Source organism: Streptomyces sp. NPDC098781 (assembly GCF_044759995.1).
Taxonomy (GTDB): domain Bacteria; phylum Actinomycetota; class Actinomycetes; order Streptomycetales; family Streptomycetaceae; genus Streptomyces.
The window spans coordinates 766,097-784,500 of sequence record NZ_JBIWAK010000002.1; the positions used below are offsets into that span (position 1 = coordinate 766,097).

The window sequence follows — 18,404 nt, forward strand, 5'->3', positions numbered from 1 at the left end:
CGTCCCCAGGCCGCTGCTCAGGGCACCGGCCGCTCCAGACCGAGGGAGCCCCCACATGACCGGACGCCTCAACAGCGCCCAGCCGTATGCCATCGGCCTGTTCCGCATAGTCGTCGGCCTGCTCTTCGCCTGCCACGGCGCCAACTCGCTCTTCGGCACCTTCGGCGGCGAGACCACCGACGCCGGCACCTGGCCCGGCTGGTACGCCGCGGTGATCGAACTCATCGGCGGCAGCCTGGTCCTGCTCGGCCTCGGTACCCGTGCCGCGGCGTTCATCTCCTCCGGCTCCATGGCGTACGCGTACTTCAAGGTCCACCAGCCGCAGGCGCTGTGGCCCATCGAGAACAGCGGCGAAGGCGCCGCCATGTACTGCTGGGCCATGTTCCTGCTGATCTTCACCGGCTCCGGCGCGTTCGGCCTGGACCGGCTGTTCGCCAAGCGCTCCGGCGCCGAGAACAGGCCGGCGGCCGACCAGACGCCGGTCGCGGCCTGACGGCTCCGGACGCCTCACCGGCTCCGGACGACGGCGCCCGTATCCGTGGGTCCCCCGCGGTGCGGGCGCCGTTCCCGCGGTGTCCGGGGTCGCGGGCACGTCAGCCCGGTGAACATGTCGTGCCGAACACACGAGCCCCCGACGAAGCTGCTGTCACACCCCGGGCGTACGCTGTATGGCTGTCATAGGCCGCCCCTGCCGCTCCCCCGCGACGTCGCGGCACGGTCTGGCCACGGGGGTTGAACGGGGAGATTCGGTGTTCGAGGGGATCACGGATGTGGGGTCGCTGACAGCGGGCCCATGGATCTACGTAGTGGTCGCGCTGTCGATCCTGCTGGACGTGTTCGTACCGGTGCTGCCCAGCGGCGTTCTGGTGATCACGGCCGCCACGGCAGCCGCCGCGGGTTCGGGTGCCGCGACCGGGAAGGTCCCCGGCGAGGTCCCGGACATCCTGGCCCTGACCCTCTGCGCCGCGACGGCCTCCGTCCTGGGCGACCTGGTCGCCTACCGCCTCGCCTGGCGCGGCGGCGCCCGGCTGGACCGCGCCATCGCCCGCTCGCGCCGTCTGACGTCGGCGCAGGAACGTCTCGGCGCCGCCCTGGCGCGGGGCGGCGGTGCCCTGGTGGTGCTGGCCCGCTTCGCCCCCGCGGGCCGCTCGGTGGTCTCCCTGAGCGCCGGCGCCACCCACCGCAGCGCCCGCGACTTCCTCCCCTGGTCCGCCCTGGCGGGCCTCGCCTGGGCGGTGTACAGCGTGGCCCTCGGCTACTTCGGCGCCCAGTGGCTGGGAGCGACGTGGCTGGCGACGGGGGTGTCGGTGGCGGCGCTGTTCGCAGCGGGGGCGGTGGCCACGTACCTGGTCCGGCGGAAGCCGACGCGGGCGTAGGGCCTGTCGTGGGGCCGTGGACGGGCAGTAGCGGCACGGCCCGGTAGCGGTGCTTGCGGGCAGCCGAGGGCCCATCGGCGTACGACCGCCCGGCCGAAGCCCTCGGCCGTACGCCGGCCGGCTCCCGCTCGCTCCTTGCTCCCTCGCTCCCCGCTCGCGTCCGGCTACCCGGCCTTGCGCACCGTCGCGGCGGCCCCGCGCACTTCCAGGTTGTCGAGCAGCTCGGCCGTGGCCTCGGCGATCGCGTCCACGGCGCGGTCGAAGACCTCCTGGTTGTGCGCGGCCGGGGCACGGAAGCCGGAGACCTTGCGCACGAACTGGAGGGCGGCGGCGCGGATCTCCTCCTCCGTGGCCTCTTCGGGCAACGCGGGCGGACGAAGTGTCTTGATGCTGCGGCACATGCTGAACAGTGTCCCTCGCGAAGGGCCCTCTCTGCCATGATCGAGTCCCAGGCGGCCACCGTCGGAGGGGCGGGGCCGACCGACGAGGAGGAACGCATCGCATGACGACGAACGACGAACTCACCGTGGCCATACTGGGCCCGGGCGGCATAGGCGGCCTGCTCGCGGCGCTGCTGTCCTGGTCCGGCCACCGCGTCATCTGCCTGGCCGGTGAGGAGACGGCGAAGACCCTGCGTACGGACGGAATCCGCGTCCGCAGCGGACTGTTCGGGGACTTCACGGCCCCGGTCGAGGCGGACACCGAGCTCCGCGAACCGGTGGACGCGTGTCTGATCGCGGTCAAGGCCACCGCCCTCGACGCGGCCCTGACCCGCGTCCCGCCCACCACGCTGGGCGACGGACTGGTCGTACCGTTCCTGAACGGCGTCGAACACCCCGAGACGCTGCGCACCCGGTACCGCCCGGACCGGGTGGCGCCCGCCGCGATCCGCGCCGAGTCGACCCGTGTCGCGCCGGGGGTCATCGAGCACGGCACCCCGTTCGCCGAGATCGACCTCACCGGCGACCCGGTCCCCGACGACCGCCTGGCCGCCCTGGCGCAGGTCCTCGACGCGGCCGGCCCGACGACCCGGGTGCACGCCGACGAGGCGGCGACCCTCTGGGCGAAGATGTCCCTGCTGGCACCCTTCGCCTTGCTCACCACCCACTACGCCCTCCCCGTCGGCGAGGTACGCGCCCGCCACCGCGAGGAGTTGATCTCCCTCGTCGAGGAGGCGACGGCCGTCAGCGGCGCCTGCGGCGGCCCCGCCGACCCGGCCCTGGCCCTCGCCCGCTACGACGCCTTCCCGGCGACCACGAAGTCCTCCATGCAACGCGACGCCGAGGCCGGCCGACCCCTCGAACTCGACGCCATCGGGGGCGCGTTGCTGCGCGCGGCGGAGCGACACGGGGTGCCGGTGCCGGTGGCGACCCGCCTGGTCGCCGAGTTGAGGGCCGCGGGCCACTGACCACGCGGGAGGGCAGGGCGGGCCGGCGACGCAGGCCGCCCCGCCTCTCGAACCATCTCGCCCGTCAGTCCCACGAGTTGAAGAGCACGGCGCCGACGGTCTCCGGCCGCCAGTACTCGATGTGCCGCCACTCCTCGGCGGACAGCGCGGAGGTGTCCACCGAGGAGAGCGGCGACAGCAGCAGGGACGCGCTCAGGACGGTGAATCCGAAGTCGCCGAGGGCGGCGGCCCAGGCAGGCGGGTCACAGAACTGGTCGGTGTACCGGTCGCGCGGTTCGTCGACGAAGGCGACCAGCGGACAGTAGGCCTGGAAGAGCGCGCAGCGGGCGCCGTCCCAGTCGTCCATCGTGGCGGTGTGATGGCTCTGCGCGATCGCCCGCCTCTCGAACTCCCCGACCCGCCCGCCGCCGGCTCGGGCCGCCGCGTACCAGGCCGTACTGCACACCCTGGGATCGGTCCGCCGCACCGCCGCACCGCTGAAGAAACCGGTCGAGCCCCGCTCCAGCCGAAAGCGGCCGCCTGTCCCGCCCATGGCACCGTCCATCCGTCCCCCTCCGCCCGACCGTCCTGTCCGTGCGTCCGTGCGTCCGTGCGCCCGTGCGCCCGTGCGTCCGTGCGTCCGTGCGTCCGTGCGTCCGTGCGTCCGTGCCGATCATGCCCCCACACACTCGTTCGCATGAACCGCCCAAAGCCACTCGCAACCCAAAATCGAACAGGCGTAGCATTGCCGCGTGGCTACGCCCTATGACTTTCCGAGTGACCTCCTCGCCGGTCAGGAGGAGCTGCATCAGGTCCGGGCCGAGCTGTCGGCCCTGCTGAAGCGTCTCCCCTGGTCGGTCGTACCCCTGGACGGGTTCAGCGACGACAACGGCTGGCGCAAGGTCGAGCGCCCCGCGTCGCCCGGCTGGACGGAGGACGAGCAGGCCGAGGTGGAGAAGCTTCGGCAACGCGAACACGAACTCGCGGTGTTCGTCAGTGGGCATCGCTACTGGTCGGAGTTCGCGGCGACCGAACGCACGGACGCCCGGATGAAGCTGAAGCACGCCCACGACGCGGAGGAGCGGCGCTGAAAATAGCGAGTTTCCGCGCCCGGACCCCGATGCGCAGGCCCGCCACCGTGCGGGCCTTCGTTGTTTCCGGATCTTGAATCAGGCTGATCACAGAACCATTGCGTGGTCTTCACAAGCCCCACACATGAGTTAGATTCAGCCTTCAAGCAAATTGCGCCAAGGGGGGCACATGAGCCAGCAGTACCCGCAGGAACCCCAGTTGGGGGCTCCACAGCAGCCGACGCAGCCCGGCTACGGCTATCCGCAGCAGTCCGGTTGGGGCGCTCCCCCGTCCCAGCCGCCGAAGCGTAAGACCGGCAAGATCCTCGGCATCATCGGTGCCGTCTTCGTCGGTCTCATCGTCATCGGTTCCGTCGCCGGCGGTGGGGACGACTCCACCGACGCCGCCGACTCCAGCAACAAGGACAAGGCCGTCGCCGCCACCTCGGACAAGCCCAAGGCCGCCGAGGAAGCCGCCGACAAGCCCGCGGAGGGGGAGCCGGCCGCGGACAAGAGCCAGGCCGAGCAGTTCAAGGACTGTGTCGCCAAGTCCGGCACGGCCACCGAGAAGGAAGCCGTCAAGCACGTCACCAAGGTGACCGGCACCGACGAGCAGAACGACATCCTGGACGCGGCCGAGGTCTTCACCGACTACACGGGCGGGCTCATCGGCCCGCACGCCTCGGACGGCAAGCTGATCGCGTCCGCGTTCGCGTCCTGCTACGAGTCGGACAACGGCCTGGTGACCGTGTACGACGCGAAGGGCGAGCTCCTCTCCAACGGGAACTACTGACCCACCGCAGACCGGCCCGGCCCGCGCCCGTGCGCGGCCGGGCCTTCGCGTGTCCGGAGGCCGGCGAGGCCGTCAGGGCTGGTGGACCTTCACCCAGCCGTCGAGCATGTGGCGGATCGCGTTCTCGGGGTCCTTGCGCGCGTTGATGAGCGCCTGGGCGCTGGACCACAGGGTCAGCGTCCCCAGGCCGCGGTCCGGGAAGCGTTCGAGCATCGCGTCGAAGAAGCCGAGAGCGGTGTCGTGCTCCACCAGGAGCTCGTCGGCGGCGTCGAGGTAGGCGCGGGTCTCGGCGAAGAGACGGGTCGCGTCGTCGTCGCGGGCCTTGTCCTTGTGTCCCGCGACGATCCAGCGCGGGTCGAGGGCCTCGACGGTCTCGATGGCCCGGCGCCAGGCGTCGCGTCCGCCGCCCATCGACTGGCCGAGGTACTGGTGGACGCCGTTGTAGAGGACGTCACCGGCCACGACCAGGTCGAGGTCGGGTACGTGCAGGACGGTGGTGTCGTCGCCGTCGCTGTGGCCGACCTCGACGATGAACAGGTCGTGCCCCTCGAGGGCGAACCGGTTGTCCGGCACGGTGTCCGCCGTGACCTGGGTCGGCGGGATCTGTCCGGGCCAGGCCTTGTCCCACACGGGCGCGCGGCCGGCCACGCTGGCGTGCATCTGCTTGATCGTGCCGGCCGATGCGACCACCTGGGCGCCGAACCGCTTGGCGAGGAGGTCCGCGGTGAACCAGTGATCGCCGTGGCCGTGGGTGATGAAGATGTGGGTCAGCCGCTTGCCGTGCCCCTCGATCCAGTCGCCGACCTGCTCCGCCTGGTCGGTGAGGAGCGGCGCTTCGACGAGCACGGCGTCCTCTCTGCCGTAGATCAACGTGGTCGACAGCGGCGAGAAGAGCCGCGGCTCGCCATTGGGCAGCGACCCGGGGATGTTCTGCGAGAACGGGTCGGAGACGAAGACGTCGTACCCGAGGATGCCGTCGGACATGGTTCTCCTAGCAGGTCTCAAGTAAAGCGATCGGTTTACTTTGACGCTAGCAGTGATCACCGGGCATGTAAAACGATCGCTATACTTCGCGGGGTGGACACACAGACAGCGTCACGGGGAGGCCGAGGGGCGCGCGAGCGGATCATGCAGGCGGCCGGCCGGCTGTTCTACCGGCAGGGCATTCACGCGACCGGAGTCGCGGCGCTCACCGCGGCCGCCCATGTCTCGACGCGCACGTTCTACCAGCACTTCCCGACAAAGAACGCCCTCGTCGAGGCCTACTTGCGCAGCTACCAGGACTCGCCGATCGCGTCCGAGCGCCAGCTCGCCCGCGACGAACTGCCCCCTGTCGAGCGGCTCCTCGCCATCTTCGACCCCCTGGAAACGGACCCGTCCGCGGTCCAGCGCGGCTGCCCGTTCCACAACGCGGTTGTCGAGGCAGCGGGCGACATCCCCGACATCGCCCGGCTGGTCGAGCAGCACAAGCGCGCCTTCCGGGACCGCCTCACCGCCACCGCCGCCGAAGCCGGCGCCCCCGATCCGGACGGGCTGGCCCGCCAGGTCGCCGTGATCTTCGAGGGAGCGGCGGCGTACGCCGCGTCCTGCAACGACCCCCGGGTGGCCGCCGACGCGCGCACCGCGGCCGAGACGGTCATCCAGGCGGCCCTGGCACCGCGTACGCGGTGAGGTCCTGTCCGCGCCAGCGGGATCTACGACTGACGCCTACGAGGCTGATCAGACCTACTCCTCCTTGCGCTCCTCCTGACGACGATGCGCGGACAGCTCGCGCACGAACCGTATCTGCCGTCCGAATCCCTTCGTCACCACCCAGAAATCAGAGGCAGAAGACACCACGAAAGCAAGGAGCGGCGCGACAGTGACCCACCCGAAGCCGGTCAGGGTGGCCCCCAGGCAAAAGGCGGCCAGACCGGGCGCATTGCCGGATCCAGGGTGGGCGAGCCACACGAGCGCGACAGCCTCCACCACGAGCAACAGCGCTCCGACCGCCGCGGCGGAAAGTACGTAGAGCAGGGGCCACAGATCCCTCAGCGGAGCAGATGAGGAACCGAGTAGGGACTCCTCCGCAGCCTCCAACTGCTCCCCACTGGCTGTTTGTCCATCGGCGTACAGTGCATCGATTCGCCTCTGGTGCTCACCCGCCCTGGCGTACCAAGCGCGGAGCACCTGTCTGCGATGGGAAATCTCGACCACGGCCACCAGCAGAACAACTGGCACTACCGCAGCGACTGTTGTAGCGAAAGTCTCGTTCATCCTCACCGCGACAGTTTGCCCATGCCGCTCCTGCCTCGCCGGCACTTTGGTGTGCTGAATGCGACGGCCACATCGGACCTATGTCGTATCCGGAACCCGTTAGTGTCACAGGAACGTCACTCCGCCTCCACATCTCCCCCACGCGAAGCATGATGCTGCCTCAGTTCAACGATCGACCCTGGGGGGACACCATGCGCATCCGCACCATCGCGGCCGGCCTCGCCGCCGCAACGCTGCTGACGCTCACGGCGTGCGAAGGCACCAGCGACACCGGTTCCAGCAAGCCGGACACCACGGCCGAGGACACGAGCAGCCGGCCGAAGCAGGACACGGCGGACGCCACCGAGGCCGAGACCGACGAGCCCACGGACACGCCCGCGGACGACGCCGACGTCGAGGCCGAGAGCGCATCCCTGCCCAACCTCGTCGGCCAGGACCTCCAAGCCGCCCAGGACGCCGCACAGGCCGCCGGGTTCTACGTCCTCGACGACCAGGACGCCAGCGGCCAGAACCGCTTGCAGGTCTTCGACCGGAACTGGACCGTGTGCAGCCAGGAGCCCGAGGCCGGCACGCACCCGACGGACACGGCCGTGACCCTGTACGCGGTCAAGGACGACGAGACCTGCTGAACCGCCCTTCGTCGGGGGCGGCCGCTCGGCCTACGTACAGGCCCCCAGCTGGCGCGAGACATGCGTGCACGCAGTCACGAGCCGGTCCCACAACGTGAAGACCGCAGGCAAGCTCGAGCACCCGCCACAAATGTGCAGTGATCAAGCCCCCCACTCGAGTGATGGCGAACCATGATCATCGGGGGATGGGGACCCCATGTCGACTCCGGCCACGAGAAAGGCCCCCCGGAGATCTCTCCAGGGGGCCTCTTTCAACCACCGGTGGGCGCGGACGGTTTCGAACCGCCGACATCCTGCTTGTAAGGCAGGCGCTCTACCCCTGAGCTACGCACCCGTGAATGAGTCGACAGCCTACCTTGCCAGGGGCCATGTCCCGCAAACCCGTTTCGCCGGGGGGCGGGGACGGCCTGGGGTTATCCCCACCATGGATCCGGGAGCGGCCCGGATCCTCCGGCGGGCCCGGGATCCGTACGGTCGAAGCACCATCGCACTCCTGGGCCGAACAGGTCGGCCCGGGGCAGCCCCAGGGGGAGATCGTCATGGCCCGTACCGTTCCCGTCCGCGCCGCCGCCGTCGCCGGAGCCGTCGTGGTGCTCGTCGCGGGGCTCGCCGCCTGTGGGGCCTCCGCCGGGGACGACAAGGAACCCGAGCACCGGTCGTTCGAGCTGACGGGCCGGACCCTGACCGTCGACTCCGACGACTCGGCGCTGGAGATCGTCGCCGCCGACTCGCACAAGGCGGGCACGGTGGCGGTCACCCGCTGGTTCGAGGGGTCGGTGGCGATCGGGTCGGATTTGAAGGTGACCTGGTCGATGAAGGACGACCGGCTGGTACTGCGGGAGAAGTGCTCGGGCATGATCGCCGACTGCTCGGCCAAGCACCGCATCGAGGTGCCGCGCGGGGTCACCGTGAAGGTCGAGGACGGGGACGGCAGCGTGCGGGCACGCGGGTTCCGGGACCCGTTGAGCATTCGTACGGGGGACGGGGCCGTGCACGTCACCGACTCCAGCGGGCCGCTGGACCTGAGGACGGGGGACGGGTCCGTGCGGGTCTCGGACGTCTCCTCGCGGCAGGTGAGGGCGCAGACCGGGGACGGCTCGGTCCGGCTCGAACTGGGCACCGTGCCGGACCGGGTGGACACCCGCAGCGGCGACGGATCGGTGACGATCGAGCTGCCGCGCGCGACGTACCGCGTGACGACGCAGACCGGCGACGGCTCGGTGGACGTGTCCGTGCCGCGGGACGACAGCAGTGCCCACCGGGTCTCCGCCCACACCGGCGACGGAAAAGTCACGGTCCGAACCGCGAACTAACCGTCCCGTGTGTTCGTCCTAAACCGGTGGGAGAATAAGACCGGGCAGGGTGAATGACAGCACGGGAGAGGGATGTGACGGCGACACCTCCGCAGCCGAACTCGCCGTCAGTGCCGCGGGCGCGGCGACCTTCCACGCGGTCCGCCGCAGGGGCCCGGGGCAGCGGTTCGCGCCGAGCGCTCCGCGACACGCTCGCCCTGGCCGTCGCCCTCCCCGTCGTCGTCGCCCTGGCGCTGCCCGCCGCCTTCGCCGGTGGCGGCACCCGGCGCTGGTTCGGCGGGCGGGCCGAGAGCCAGCGGGCCGAGGCGCAGGCCGCGAAGGACGCGGCGGCGGCCGCGTTCTACGAGCTGGACACGGCCCAGCGGGACCTGCGGATCTCCATCGAGACGATCACGGCCGTCGACGACTCCCCCGCCGCCCGCCGGGCGATCTCCGACTTCGAGGCCCTCGGCCGGCGCATCGACGAGGTCTCCCATCAGTACATCCAGGCCGTCGACGCCCACGACCTCGACCGCGACGACCTGGAGGCCTCGGTCGCCGCACGTGCGCGTACGGAGCTGACGAAGGCCAAGGACGATCTCGACAACGTCAAGCGCGAGCTGGACCGGTACACCGACGGGCTCGGGCCCCTGCTGGGCAAGGCCGAGACCCAGCTGGCCCGGCTCGCCCCGGCCGTGGAGCGTGCCCGGCAGGGCCTGCTCGCCGCGTCGAACGCGCTGGACGCCGTACGGGAATCGGGGCTGCGGGCCGACGATCTCGCGGCGCGGCTCGCGGCGCTGGGCCCGGAGCTGACCAAGCTGAACCAGGGCGCCGGGCAGCATGGTGTGCCGCAGACGCTGGAGCGCGCCGAGCGGGTCGCGCGGGAGTCGGAGTCGGTCCGGGTGGAGGCCGAGCGGCTGCCCGAGAAGGCCGCCGAGATCGACCACCGGCTCGTCTCGCTGCGCACCCGCGCCCAGGCGCTCACCACCCGTGCCGGGCAGGTCGAGCCGGTGCTGAGCGAGCTGCGGCGGCGGTTCACCGCGGCCTGCTGGCAGGACCTCCAGGGTGTCCCGGAGGGGGCGGCGGAGAACGTACGGCAGGCGGAGCTGAAGCTGAAGGAGGCCCGGACCGCCCGCGACGAGCAGCGCTGGCCGGACGCCACCGCGCTGCTGTCGACGGTCCGGGCGCTGCTGAACGGCACGGACGAGTCGGTGTCGGCGGCCGGCGACCGGCTGCGCCGGCTGAACGCCGTGCAGAAGGACCCCCAGCAGGAGATCGAACGGACCCGCTTCGCAATCCGGGACGCCCAGCGGCTGGCCATGGCGGGGCGGAACACTCCCGACCCGAGCCACGCGCGCCCGCTGGACGAGTCCGTCGCCCGGCTGGAGCGCGCGATCGGCACGCTGGAGGGGCGGCACCCGGACTACTGGCACTTCCTGACCGAGACGGAGGCGGTACGGCAGACGGTGGCCGGCGTCGTCGCCCGGATCCGCGAGGACCGCGGCGCCGACCACTGAGCCGTACCGCCCCCGGCCCGGGGCGATCAGGTGCGGTAGGCGTAGTACGCCGCGTTCGGGTCCGACGCGATGATGCTGGCCAGCGAACGCCGGTAGGTGTTCGAGGAGTGGTACGTCAGATACGGCACGCCCTGCGGGCTGCGGTAGGTGACGATCATCGTGTGGCCGGCTCGGCCAGCTTCACCTTGGAGCCGTTGCGGGTGATCCGGGACACCGAGTACGGCTCGACATGCGTACCGCCGGCGGCGAACGTGGCGTACCCGCTGGCCATGCGGATCGCGCTCGGTGTGGCGCTGCCCTCGGACAGTGCCGGGATCTGCGGGCCGAAGCTGGAGGAGAGCAGGCCGGCCGCCTCGGCGGTGCGGCGCACCCGGTCCAGGCCGGTGTCCATGCCGAGTTGCATGAACGGGGTATTCACGGACCGCGCGAGCGCGTTGTGCAGGCTGATCCGCCCGTAGTCCTGCCCGCCGTCGTTGCGGGCGGCGACCTTCTTGCCGCCGCGGTCCCAGTAGGGCCCCTCGGGGGTCATCACCGGGATGTCGTCGCCCCCGTCGTACAGCGTCTCGGGGGTGATCTCGGTCGGACCGCCGTCGCGGGTCCGGTGGACGCCGTGCTGGAGCGCGGAGGCGTAGACGAAGGGCTGGAAGGCCGAACCGGCGGGCACGGTGGTCGCGTTGGACTCGTTGTAGCCCTGCGTACGGTGGTCCGGGCCGCCGTGGACGGCGAGGACGCGTCCGTCGGTGGCGATCGAGGCGGCGCCGTAGTGCGCGGTCCGCGCCTCGGCCGGGTGGTCCCTCTTCGCCCGCGCGCGGGCCTTGTTCACGGCGTCGGTGAGCGCGGTCTCCCGTTTGCGGTCGAAGGTCGTGTAGATCTGGTAGCCGCCGAGGTCGAACTGCTGGCCCGTCAGATGCGCGGCCTTCTTGGCGTACTGCGCGGCCAGCTCCACCAGGTAGTCGCTCTGCTTGCCGGTGTCCTGGCCCTGGGCCTGCTTCAACGGCTCGGGAAAGTCACGGTACTTGGCCCGCTCGGCCGGTGACAGCCTGCCGATGTCGACCATGCGGTCGAGGATCCAGGACCAGCGTTCCACCGCCCGCGCGTGGTTGGCCTTGCTCAGCGCGGGGTCGTAGAGGGCGGCGCCCTTGAGCAGGGAGGCGAGGAACGCGGCTTCGCTGACGTTCAGTTCGCCGACGTCCTTGCCGTAGTAGGCCTGCGCGGCGCGCTGCATGCCGTACGTCCCGCGCCCGAACCAGCTGGTGTTGAGGTAGCCCTCCAGGATGTCGTCCTTGCTCATCCGGTTGTCGAGCTTGAGGGCGAGCATGGCCTCGGTGAGCTTGCGGCCCACCGAGCGGTCCTGGTTGAGATAGACGTTCTTGACGTACTGCTGGGTGATCGTGGACCCGCCCTGGGTGTCGCCCTCGCCGAAGGTGCGCCACACGGCGCGGGTGAGGCCGCTGAGCGAGATGCCGGGGTCGTTGTAGAAGCTCGCGTTCTCGGCGGCGAGCACCGCCCAGCGGACGTCCTCGGGTATGTCCTTCAACGGCATGTCCTGCCGCCGCACCCAGCCGGTGCGCGCCATGGGCGTCCCGTCGGACCAGAAATAGACGTTGTCCTGCTGGGTGGCGTACGAGTTGAGGTTCGCCGGGATGCCGGTGGCGGCGTACGCCACGGTCAGGACGGCGGTGCTCAGGCCCAGGGCGGTCAGCACGGCGCCCAGCCACTGCCGCCAGGAGGGCATCCAGCGGCGCCAGCCGGCGCGGCCCGGGCGGGGGTATCGGGGTCGGAGGCGGCGCAGGTGCGGTGCCCAGGGAGCTACGGCCGCCCGGAGGCGGGACAGGGCGGAGGGCCGCGTCGCCTTCCGACGATGTCCCGGGGTGCGGGATCTTCCTGGGTCGCGTTCGCCTGTGCGGGAGAACTCCGCACCTAACGCCCGCAGTTGCACGGTCTCGTCCGGCGGGAGCACGGGGACCTTGAGTTGCATGGTCTCGTCCGGCTCCTGCCCAGCCCTGGTCATGGCTGCGCCCCTCCCCGCATTCGGTCGTGCCCGCGCGGAAGGGCATGGCCGCCGCGGTCAACGGCAGCGCGCCCCCTGTTCCCCCGGCCTGACGGCTCCTCGCGGCGATCGAAAAGTATCAGTGCCCTTTTCAAATTCTCCACACCGGTACCGGACAGTGTCGATCACAAACGGCGGCAGAGGGGTGCGTATCCGGTCACGCCGATTAGTCTGTGACCATGCCTCGCTACGAATACCGGTGCCGCAGCTGCGGTGACACCTTCGAACTGAGCCGCCCGATGGCGGAGTCGTCCGCGCCCGCGAGCTGCCCTGCGGGGCATGACGACACGGTGAAGCTCCTGTCGACGGTGGCCGTCGGCGGCACGGCGTCCGCCCCTGCCGCCGCGCCTAGGGCGAGCGGCGGCGGGGGCGGTTGCTGCGGCGGGGGCTGCTGCGGCTGACGCTTACCGGGGCGCCCTGGTCTCCTTCAGGAACTCGCGCAGGATGCGCTCCCCCGCCAGCACCCCCCGCTCGGGCAGCGCGCTGATCGCGGGAGCCGTCCAGTCGGCGTCCGCGAGTTCGCCGTGGCCCGGGCGCCAGCCCCGGTCGGCGGCCAGCAGCAGGTCGGCGTCGAGGAGGGAGTCGCCGGCGGCCAGCGTCAGCTCCGCCCCCGTGCGGCGGGCCACCTCGTGCATGGCCGCGCTCTTGGTCAGCGGCTTCGGGACGGCGTAGATCTTGCGGCCCTGGAGCGACACCGTCCAGCCGCGGTTCTCCGCCCACACCGCGAGCTCCTTCACCCACTCCTCGGGGAGCAGCTCGCGCTCGACGACGAGGTAGGCGAACAGGTCCTCGGCGATCCGGTGCTTGCGCACCCAGGCCGGGGACGCCGACGCCATCAGGTGGTCCTGCACCTCCGCGAGCGGCGCGCACTGCTCGGCCAGCCGGGCCATGACAGCCGCGTTCCAGTCCGGGTCGGAGACGCCGTCGACCAGGATGTGGCCGCCGTTGGCGCAGATCGCGTACCGCGGCGCGGGGCCCGGCAGGTTGATGCGCTCGTACTGCTTACGGGTCCGGGTCGTCGTCGGCACGAAGACCGCCGCGTCGCCGAGCTCGGTCAGCAGCCGGGCCGCCGTCTCGGTCATGTACGACAGCGGCTTGCTCTCGTGCACCTCCACGCACAGCAGCCTCGGTGCCCGCGCGTCCGGCATGGTCAGCGCCAGGGCCGCGGCGGAGTAGATCAGCGTACGGTCGAGGTCGCTCGCCACCAGCACCGGCATCAGAGGTTCACCGCCCGGCCGTCGGCACCCGTCGCGCCCCGCGTGTACTTGGGGTGGATCAACCCCACGCAGGTGTACGGCAGTTCGGCCACTTCCTCCACCGGTACTCCCCTTTGTTCGGCCAGCAGTCGTACGTGGTCCAGGTCGGCGCCGGCCCCCGCCCGCGCCAGGATCTTCCACGGCACCCGGCGCAGCAGCACCCGCGTGGTCTCGCCGACGCCCGGCTTGACGAGGTTCACGTCGTGGATGCCGTACTCCTCGCTGATGCGCTCGACGGCCGCCCAGCCCTCCCAGGTCGGCGCGCGGTCGGCGGACAGCAGCTCCTTGGCGGTCGCGTCGACGGCGTCCACGACCTCGGGGAAGCGGGCGGCGACGGCGTCGAGGAAGGCCACGGAGACGTCGGCGCCGGCGAGTTCGCGGTAGAACTTCGCGCCGTGGTAGTCATGCGGGCCGACCAGGTCGGACCGCAGCACCGTACGGGAAATCAGGCCGGAGACCGTGGAGTTGAGACACGCGGACGGGATCAGGTAGTCCTCGCGGGTGCCGTACGTCCGCACGCAGGAGCCCGGGTCGGCCAGTACGGCGATCTCCGGGTCGAAGCCGGTGATGCCGTCAGACGCCTCGAACTCCCGTATCGCGGCGGTCAGTTCGCGGGTGATGGCGCCCTTGCCCGTCCAGCCGTCGACGAAGACGACGTCCCGCGGGTCGTGGTGGGCGGCCAGCCAGCGCAGGGCGTTGGCGTCGATGCCGCGTCCGCGCACGATCGAGACGGCGTAGTGCGGCAGGTCGAGGTCGTGCCGGAACTGCGCCCAGCGGCGCATGAGGACGCCCACCGGGGTGCCCGCGCGGGCGAGGGAGACGAGCACCGGACGCGGCGAACGCTCCGCCAGCACCAGCTCGGTGACCGCGCCGACCGCCTGCGCCAGCCGCGCCGACGACTCCTCCAGGGCCGTGTGGAAGAGCTCCTGGTACTGCTCGCTCGGCTGGTACTCCACCGGCAGCGACTCCGCGTAGTGCGCGCCGCCGCTCTGGATGGCCTCCTCGCGCTCCTCGGTCGGCGCCTCCAGCGTCACGTCCGAGAGGTCCTGGAGCAGCCAGCCGACCTCCTCCGGGGCGTACGAGGAGAAGGCGGGGCCGCGCAGGGGCTCGGGCAGCATCGGGGGCCTTTCGGGGAGGGCCTGGGGCCCGGGGACGTACGACGGCACGACCGCGAGCAGGACGTGCGGGGTGTGCTCGGCCAGCTGCGCCAGCAGCCCCTCGGGGGCGTGCAGTTCGTCGGTGTCGGCGGTCGAGTCGACGACGGCGACGACGGCGTCGAAACCGGCGCCCGCGACGTTGTAGGCGTAGCGCTCGCCGGGGCCGTCGGCCGGGTCGTCGTGGGCCGGGAAGGCGAGGCGGGTGCGTATCGCGTAGCCGGGGTCGTCGACCGCGAGAACGGGCGAGCGGGTGGTCGTGGAGTAGCGGACCTCGACCCCTTCGGCGACCTGCTCCAGCTCGCGGGCGAGCCTGAGCGGGGCGTACATCAGCTCTTCGAAGCCGAGCACGTGGACGCGGCGGGCGTCGGCCGGGAGTGCCTCCGCGAGGCGGGCGGTCATGGCGGGGAGGGCGGCTTCGAGGCGCTTGCGGTGCGTGGGTGTGAAGCCGTGGCGACCGCCGTCGGGGAGGCCGGGGGGCCAGTGCAGGTCTATGCGGGTGATGTGGGGGTGGGTGGGCTCGTGTGCCGGGTGCGGGCCGGTGGGGGTTGATCGCGCAGTTCCCCGCGCCCCTTGAGGGTCGGCCACCTCGACGCCCGCTTTCAGGGGCGCGGGGAACTGCGCGACCAGCCCCGACGCTCCCGCAGACGACGATTCACCCTCCACGGCGCTCTCCGCCTCGTACCGCGCCACCAACGCCTGCCCCTTCTCCAACACCCCCTCCGGCAGCCGTACGGTTCCCGAGGCCGCCGTCACCAGATCAACCCGGGCGCCGATCTCCCTGGCGAAGTCCGCGAGGCGGCTCGCATCCGCCGCCGACCGCATGTCCACCAGCGCCACCACGACATACCGCCGCCGCGGATACCGCGCATGAAGATCGCGGACGGTGTTCAGCACCGTGTTGCCGGTGGAGAACTCGTCGTCGACCAGGACCAGCGGCCCGTCACCCGCCAGCAGCGCCGGATCCTCCGGCAGCAGCAGATGCGACGTGGCGTGCGAGTGGGACTCCTCGAACCCGCCCGCGCGGGCGACCCCGGCGACCGGGCGGCGCGTGGAGTGCAGATACGTCCCGGAACCCACACCGTCGGCGACCGAGTGGCCGAGACCGGTCGCCGTCTCCGCGTAGCCGAGGACGACCGCCGCGCCCGCCTCCTCGTCGCCCAGGAGCTCCCGCACCCGGCGTCCCAGCGCGAAGCCCGCGCCGTACACCACGGAGGGTGACTGCGGTACGTGCTTGCCGAGCACGTTGGAGACCAGCAGATGCGCCCGCTTGGGGTTGCGCCGCAGGGCGAGCCCCAGCATCTGCGTGAGCTCGTCGTCGCCCACGAGCTGGACCCCGAGCCGCTCGGCGACCCAGCTCCCGGACCAGACCCCGTCGTTCACTGCGTTGTTCATGCGTCCCTTATTCAGCCGGGGTTTCCGGTGTTCAGCCGGGGATTCCGGCGGCGAGCAGCTCCACGAAGCCGATGTCCTCATTGGCCACGCCGAAGGCCTCCGCCCGCAGCATGGTCCGCTCGGCCCAGGCGCGGTGCGGCTTCACCTCGTTCATCTTGTTCGTGTACTGCGACCTGAGTACACCCCCGCCGCAGCGCTCCGGCCTGAGGATGTCCTGGGCGTCACTGAACTCCTCATGGCTGACCACGGAGAGTGCGTGCACGGGCAGCACATGGGAGGGGTGGATGCAGGTCTTGCCGAGCAGCCCGTTCGCGTGGTCCAGCGTGATCTCGCGCAGCAGACCGTCCATGGAGTGCTCGATGAGGGCCTCGCGCAGTTCCTCGGCCTGGCCCTCCAGGAAGGGGCTGCGGCGCAGCTGGGGCTTGAACATACGTTCCTGCACCCGGAAGTACTCCCACACCGGCCCGGTCACCGTGAATCCGGTGCCGTCGGCCCGGCCCAGCATGTTCACCACGTCGGCGATCACGGAGGCGACGATCTGGACGTCGTACGCCGTCATGTCGGGGGCCCGGCGCAGCCCGTACGACGAGCAGAAGTCGGTGACGCCGAGCCGCAGGGCCAGCACCCGGTCCCGGTACTTGTCGACGGCGCGGAAGACGCCCTCCAGGGTCTCCACGCGCGACTCCCGGTAGAGCAGCTCGGGCGACTCCAGCACCGGCATGGCGAAGAGCCGCCGGCCGCTGTGCGCCTCGGCGGTCGCGAGGGCCTCCAGGAAGGGCATGCCGCGGTCCCCGGTGAACTTCGGCAGCACGAATCCCGACAGCAGACGGGCCGTGGGACCGAGCCGCCCCACGAGATCGGGGATCTGCTCGGGCGTGCGGACCCGGATGAACAGCAGCGGCAGATCGGCCACCGGTCGGGTGGCGAGGTCGGCGAACTGCCGGACCAGGTTCTGCTCGCCCTCCGGCACGTCCTCGTCGCCGATCGAGTCCTCCAGGCACAGCACCATCGAGACCACGCCACGTCCGGCCTGCTTGACGATGTCGTCGGCGAGCTGCGGCCGGGTGGCCGGACTGTAGAGCGTGGCGCCCAGGGCCGCGGAGAGCAGCCGGGCCGGGGAGTCGGCGGTGAACTCGCACGGCTCCTGATGGAAGAGGCGCTGCCGCACCTCAGGGGCGATGTGCCCGAAATGACGCATAGAGCTCCCCCGTGGTGACTCTTGTGGCCCCTGTGACCCGTTCACAGGTGGCCGGTAATAGTACGTAGATACCCATGTCAGGGGTTCCCGCCAGGCATGAATTTCTGGTAACGCGGACAAACACGACCGCGCCACGTCATACATACCCCGCGTTGTCGTGACCAGGACGGAGAGGGCAGGATTGCCCCATGACGCACGCGATGTTGAAAGGGTCGAACGTCCCTCTCGAAGCCACCACGGTACGAGCCGTGCTGCGGTGGACTCCCGGGCAGGGGGTCCCGGACGTCGACGCCTCGGCTCTGCTCCTCGGCCTCGACGGTCGTGTGCGCTCCGACGAGGACTTCGTCTTCTACAACCAGCCCCGGCACCCCTCCGGGCAGGTCTGGCGGCTCGGCAAGAAGCGGCTCACCGAAGGCCTCACCGAAGGCCTCACCGACACGATCCAGACAGATCTCGCCGGTGTCGAGTCCGGCGTCGGTCAGATTCTGGTGGTCGCTTCGGCGGACGGCGTCGCCTTCGACCGCGTACGGGACCTGCGCATCCTGCTGTACGACGCCGCAGCCGCCGACGGTGATCCGCTGGCGTACTTCGACATCAAGCCGGAGACGGGCGAGGAGACGGCCCTGATCTGCGGCGAGCTGTACCGGCGCGGCGAGGGCTGGAAGTTCCGCGCGCTGGGCGAGGGCTACTCGGACGGCCTCAGGGGCCTGGCGACGGACTTCGGCATCTCGGTGGACGAGTCGGAGGTGATGGACGACTCCACGTCGGCGCCCGAGGCGTCCCAGCCGCTGCCTCCCGAGCAGCCGACGACCGCCGTCCCGCCCCAGCCGTCCTACGGCTATCCCCAGCAGCCCCCGCCGACCCAGCCGGCGTACGGCTACCCCCAGCCGACCAGCCAGCCGGCCATGGCCCCGTCGGGCTACGGCTACCCGCCGCCGGTGACGGCGGTCCAGAACGAGGAGTTCCGCCTGCCGCCGCAGGGCCCGCAGTTCATCGGGCGGTGACGAGAGCGCGCTGACGGGGCGCGGGCA

The 18,404-nt window shown here is 71.2% G+C and carries 19 protein-coding genes, 1 tRNA gene and 1 pseudogene; 11 read left to right on the plus strand and 10 right to left on the minus strand.

Annotation, left to right across the window (positions count from 1 at the left end; all coding sequences use genetic code 11):
* Positions 1-55: 55 nt before the first annotated feature.
* Together ACIQWG_RS09460 and ACIQWG_RS09465 are read left to right on the plus strand one after the other, a co-directional pair.
* Positions 56-493 (plus strand): DoxX family protein, encoded by a 438-nt coding sequence (locus tag ACIQWG_RS09460; protein ID WP_404092472.1) that lies wholly within the window; start codon positions 56-58, stop codon positions 491-493.
* Between the two features lie 277 nt (positions 494-770).
* Positions 771-1,376 (plus strand): DedA family protein, encoded by a 606-nt coding sequence (locus ACIQWG_RS09465; protein ID WP_404093524.1) that lies wholly within the window; start codon positions 771-773, stop codon positions 1,374-1,376.
* Between the two features lie 164 nt (positions 1,377-1,540).
* Here the strand turns inward: ACIQWG_RS09465 and ACIQWG_RS09470 are convergent, their stop codons facing one another.
* On the minus strand, positions 1,541-1,777 hold the full coding sequence (locus tag ACIQWG_RS09470; protein ID WP_404092474.1) for a DUF2277 domain-containing protein: 237 nt from the start codon (positions 1,775-1,777) through the stop codon (positions 1,541-1,543).
* A gap of 101 nt (positions 1,778-1,878) precedes the next feature.
* Between ACIQWG_RS09470 and ACIQWG_RS09475 the strand changes: the two genes are divergently transcribed.
* Entirely contained in the window at positions 1,879-2,784 is a 906-nt protein-coding gene (locus ACIQWG_RS09475) for a ketopantoate reductase family protein (protein WP_404092476.1), read from the plus strand.
* Between the two features lie 64 nt (positions 2,785-2,848).
* Here the strand turns inward: ACIQWG_RS09475 and ACIQWG_RS09480 are convergent, their stop codons facing one another.
* Positions 2,849-3,316 carry a hypothetical protein gene (locus tag ACIQWG_RS09480; RefSeq protein ID WP_404092478.1) on the minus strand — a complete coding sequence of 156 codons (468 nt, stop codon included), beginning with the start codon at positions 3,314-3,316 and terminating at the stop codon, positions 2,849-2,851.
* Positions 3,317-3,515: 199 nt separating this feature from the next.
* On the opposite strand from ACIQWG_RS09480, the gene ACIQWG_RS09485 reads away from it, so the two are divergent.
* Complete coding sequence (locus ACIQWG_RS09485) at positions 3,516-3,854, plus strand: hypothetical protein (protein ID WP_404092480.1); 339 nt, start codon at positions 3,516-3,518, stop codon at positions 3,852-3,854.
* 169 nt (positions 3,855-4,023) lie between these two features.
* Positions 4,024-4,626: a hypothetical protein gene (locus ACIQWG_RS09490; protein WP_404092482.1), complete on the plus strand. Its 603-nt coding sequence runs from the start codon at positions 4,024-4,026 to the stop codon at positions 4,624-4,626.
* Between the two features lie 72 nt (positions 4,627-4,698).
* Here the strand turns inward: ACIQWG_RS09490 and ACIQWG_RS09495 are convergent, their stop codons facing one another.
* On the minus strand, positions 4,699-5,610 hold the full coding sequence (locus tag ACIQWG_RS09495) for an MBL fold metallo-hydrolase (protein ID WP_404092484.1): 912 nt from the start codon (positions 5,608-5,610) through the stop codon (positions 4,699-4,701).
* A gap of 93 nt (positions 5,611-5,703) precedes the next feature.
* Between ACIQWG_RS09495 and ACIQWG_RS09500 the strand changes: the two genes are divergently transcribed.
* Positions 5,704-6,297, plus strand: coding sequence for a TetR/AcrR family transcriptional regulator (locus tag ACIQWG_RS09500; RefSeq protein WP_404092487.1), 594 nt, complete (start codon positions 5,704-5,706; stop codon positions 6,295-6,297).
* Positions 6,298-6,351: 54 nt separating this feature from the next.
* Here the strand turns inward: ACIQWG_RS09500 and ACIQWG_RS09505 are convergent, their stop codons facing one another.
* Positions 6,352-6,882 carry a hypothetical protein gene (locus tag ACIQWG_RS09505; protein WP_404092490.1) on the minus strand — a complete coding sequence of 177 codons (531 nt, stop codon included), beginning with the start codon at positions 6,880-6,882 and terminating at the stop codon, positions 6,352-6,354.
* 191 nt (positions 6,883-7,073) lie between these two features.
* On the opposite strand from ACIQWG_RS09505, the gene ACIQWG_RS09510 reads away from it, so the two are divergent.
* Entirely contained in the window at positions 7,074-7,511 is a 438-nt protein-coding gene (locus tag ACIQWG_RS09510) for a PASTA domain-containing protein (RefSeq protein WP_404092492.1), read from the plus strand.
* Between the two features lie 262 nt (positions 7,512-7,773).
* On the opposite strand, the gene ACIQWG_RS09515 is transcribed toward ACIQWG_RS09510, so the two are convergent.
* A tRNA-Val gene (locus ACIQWG_RS09515) sits at positions 7,774-7,845 on the minus strand.
* 205 nt (positions 7,846-8,050) lie between these two features.
* On the opposite strand from ACIQWG_RS09515, the gene ACIQWG_RS09520 reads away from it, so the two are divergent.
* Positions 8,051-8,824 carry a DUF4097 family beta strand repeat-containing protein gene (locus ACIQWG_RS09520; protein ID WP_404092495.1) on the plus strand — a complete coding sequence of 258 codons (774 nt, stop codon included), beginning with the start codon at positions 8,051-8,053 and terminating at the stop codon, positions 8,822-8,824.
* A 74-nt stretch (positions 8,825-8,898) separates the two neighbouring features.
* Positions 8,899-10,320, plus strand: coding sequence for a hypothetical protein (locus ACIQWG_RS09525; protein ID WP_404092497.1), 1,422 nt, complete (start codon positions 8,899-8,901; stop codon positions 10,318-10,320).
* 26 nt (positions 10,321-10,346) lie between these two features.
* Here ACIQWG_RS09525 and ACIQWG_RS09530 read toward each other — a convergent pair.
* Together ACIQWG_RS09530 and ACIQWG_RS09535 are read right to left on the minus strand one after the other, a co-directional pair.
* Positions 10,347-10,496 (minus strand): annotated as a pseudogene (locus ACIQWG_RS09530) (amidase domain-containing protein); the annotation flags it as partial.
* A complete protein-coding gene (locus ACIQWG_RS09535) occupies positions 10,475-12,331 on the minus strand; it encodes a transglycosylase domain-containing protein (RefSeq protein ID WP_404092498.1) in 1,857 nt (618 codons plus the stop codon). The gene ACIQWG_RS09535 and the pseudogene ACIQWG_RS09530, both read right to left, overlap by 22 nt.
* A 218-nt stretch (positions 12,332-12,549) precedes the next feature.
* On the opposite strand from ACIQWG_RS09535, the gene ACIQWG_RS09540 reads away from it, so the two are divergent.
* Positions 12,550-12,771 (plus strand): zinc ribbon domain-containing protein, encoded by a 222-nt coding sequence (locus ACIQWG_RS09540; RefSeq protein WP_125523734.1) that lies wholly within the window; start codon positions 12,550-12,552, stop codon positions 12,769-12,771.
* A 3-nt stretch (positions 12,772-12,774) separates the two neighbouring features.
* Here the strand turns inward: ACIQWG_RS09540 and ACIQWG_RS09545 are convergent, their stop codons facing one another.
* The 3 genes from ACIQWG_RS09545 to ACIQWG_RS09555 are packed head-to-tail and all read right to left on the minus strand — an operon-like array spanning position 12,775 to position 17,373.
* Entirely contained in the window at positions 12,775-13,587 is an 813-nt protein-coding gene (locus ACIQWG_RS09545) for an HAD family hydrolase (protein WP_404092502.1), read from the minus strand.
* Positions 13,587-16,175: a phosphoribosyltransferase gene (locus tag ACIQWG_RS09550; RefSeq protein WP_404092504.1), complete on the minus strand. Its 2,589-nt coding sequence runs from the start codon at positions 16,173-16,175 to the stop codon at positions 13,587-13,589. The genes ACIQWG_RS09545 and ACIQWG_RS09550 overlap by 1 nt, the downstream gene beginning before the upstream one ends.
* A gap of 31 nt (positions 16,176-16,206) precedes the next feature.
* Positions 16,207-17,373, minus strand: coding sequence for an HpcH/HpaI aldolase/citrate lyase family protein (locus ACIQWG_RS09555; RefSeq protein ID WP_404092506.1), 1,167 nt, complete (start codon positions 17,371-17,373; stop codon positions 16,207-16,209).
* 188 nt (positions 17,374-17,561) lie between these two features.
* Between ACIQWG_RS09555 and ACIQWG_RS09560 the strand changes: the two genes are divergently transcribed.
* Positions 17,562-18,377 carry a TerD family protein gene (locus ACIQWG_RS09560; RefSeq protein WP_404092509.1) on the plus strand — a complete coding sequence of 272 codons (816 nt, stop codon included), beginning with the start codon at positions 17,562-17,564 and terminating at the stop codon, positions 18,375-18,377.
* Positions 18,378-18,404 lie beyond the last annotated feature (27 nt).

Bases quoted from the DNA above. Each gene is read 5' to 3' on its own strand.
- ACIQWG_RS09460 (WP_404092472.1), top strand. From the start codon at position 56: ATGACCGGACGCCTCAACAGCGCCCAGCCGTATGCCATCGGCCTGTTC.
- ACIQWG_RS09470 (WP_404092474.1), bottom strand. From the start codon at position 1,777: ATGTGCCGCAGCATCAAGACACTTCGTCCGCCCGCGTTGCCCGAAGAG.
- ACIQWG_RS09475 (WP_404092476.1), top strand. From the start codon at position 1,879: ATGACGACGAACGACGAACTCACCGTGGCCATACTGGGCCCGGGCGGC.
- ACIQWG_RS09480 (WP_404092478.1), bottom strand. From the start codon at position 3,316: ATGGGCGGGACAGGCGGCCGCTTTCGGCTGGAGCGGGGCTCGACCGGT.
- ACIQWG_RS09490 (WP_404092482.1), top strand. From the start codon at position 4,024: ATGAGCCAGCAGTACCCGCAGGAACCCCAGTTGGGGGCTCCACAGCAG.
- ACIQWG_RS09495 (WP_404092484.1), bottom strand. From the start codon at position 5,610: ATGTCCGACGGCATCCTCGGGTACGACGTCTTCGTCTCCGACCCGTTC.
- ACIQWG_RS09505 (WP_404092490.1), bottom strand. From the start codon at position 6,882: ATGAACGAGACTTTCGCTACAACAGTCGCTGCGGTAGTGCCAGTTGTT.
- ACIQWG_RS09510 (WP_404092492.1), top strand. From the start codon at position 7,074: ATGCGCATCCGCACCATCGCGGCCGGCCTCGCCGCCGCAACGCTGCTG.
- ACIQWG_RS09520 (WP_404092495.1), top strand. From the start codon at position 8,051: ATGGCCCGTACCGTTCCCGTCCGCGCCGCCGCCGTCGCCGGAGCCGTC.
- ACIQWG_RS09535 (WP_404092498.1), bottom strand. From the start codon at position 12,331: ATGACCAGGGCTGGGCAGGAGCCGGACGAGACCATGCAACTCAAGGTC.
- ACIQWG_RS09540 (WP_125523734.1), top strand. From the start codon at position 12,550: ATGCCTCGCTACGAATACCGGTGCCGCAGCTGCGGTGACACCTTCGAA.
- ACIQWG_RS09545 (WP_404092502.1), bottom strand. From the start codon at position 13,587: ATGCCGGTGCTGGTGGCGAGCGACCTCGACCGTACGCTGATCTACTCC.
- ACIQWG_RS09550 (WP_404092504.1), bottom strand. From the start codon at position 16,175: ATGAACAACGCAGTGAACGACGGGGTCTGGTCCGGGAGCTGGGTCGCC.
- ACIQWG_RS09555 (WP_404092506.1), bottom strand. From the start codon at position 17,373: ATGCGTCATTTCGGGCACATCGCCCCTGAGGTGCGGCAGCGCCTCTTC.
- ACIQWG_RS09560 (WP_404092509.1), top strand. From the start codon at position 17,562: ATGACGCACGCGATGTTGAAAGGGTCGAACGTCCCTCTCGAAGCCACC.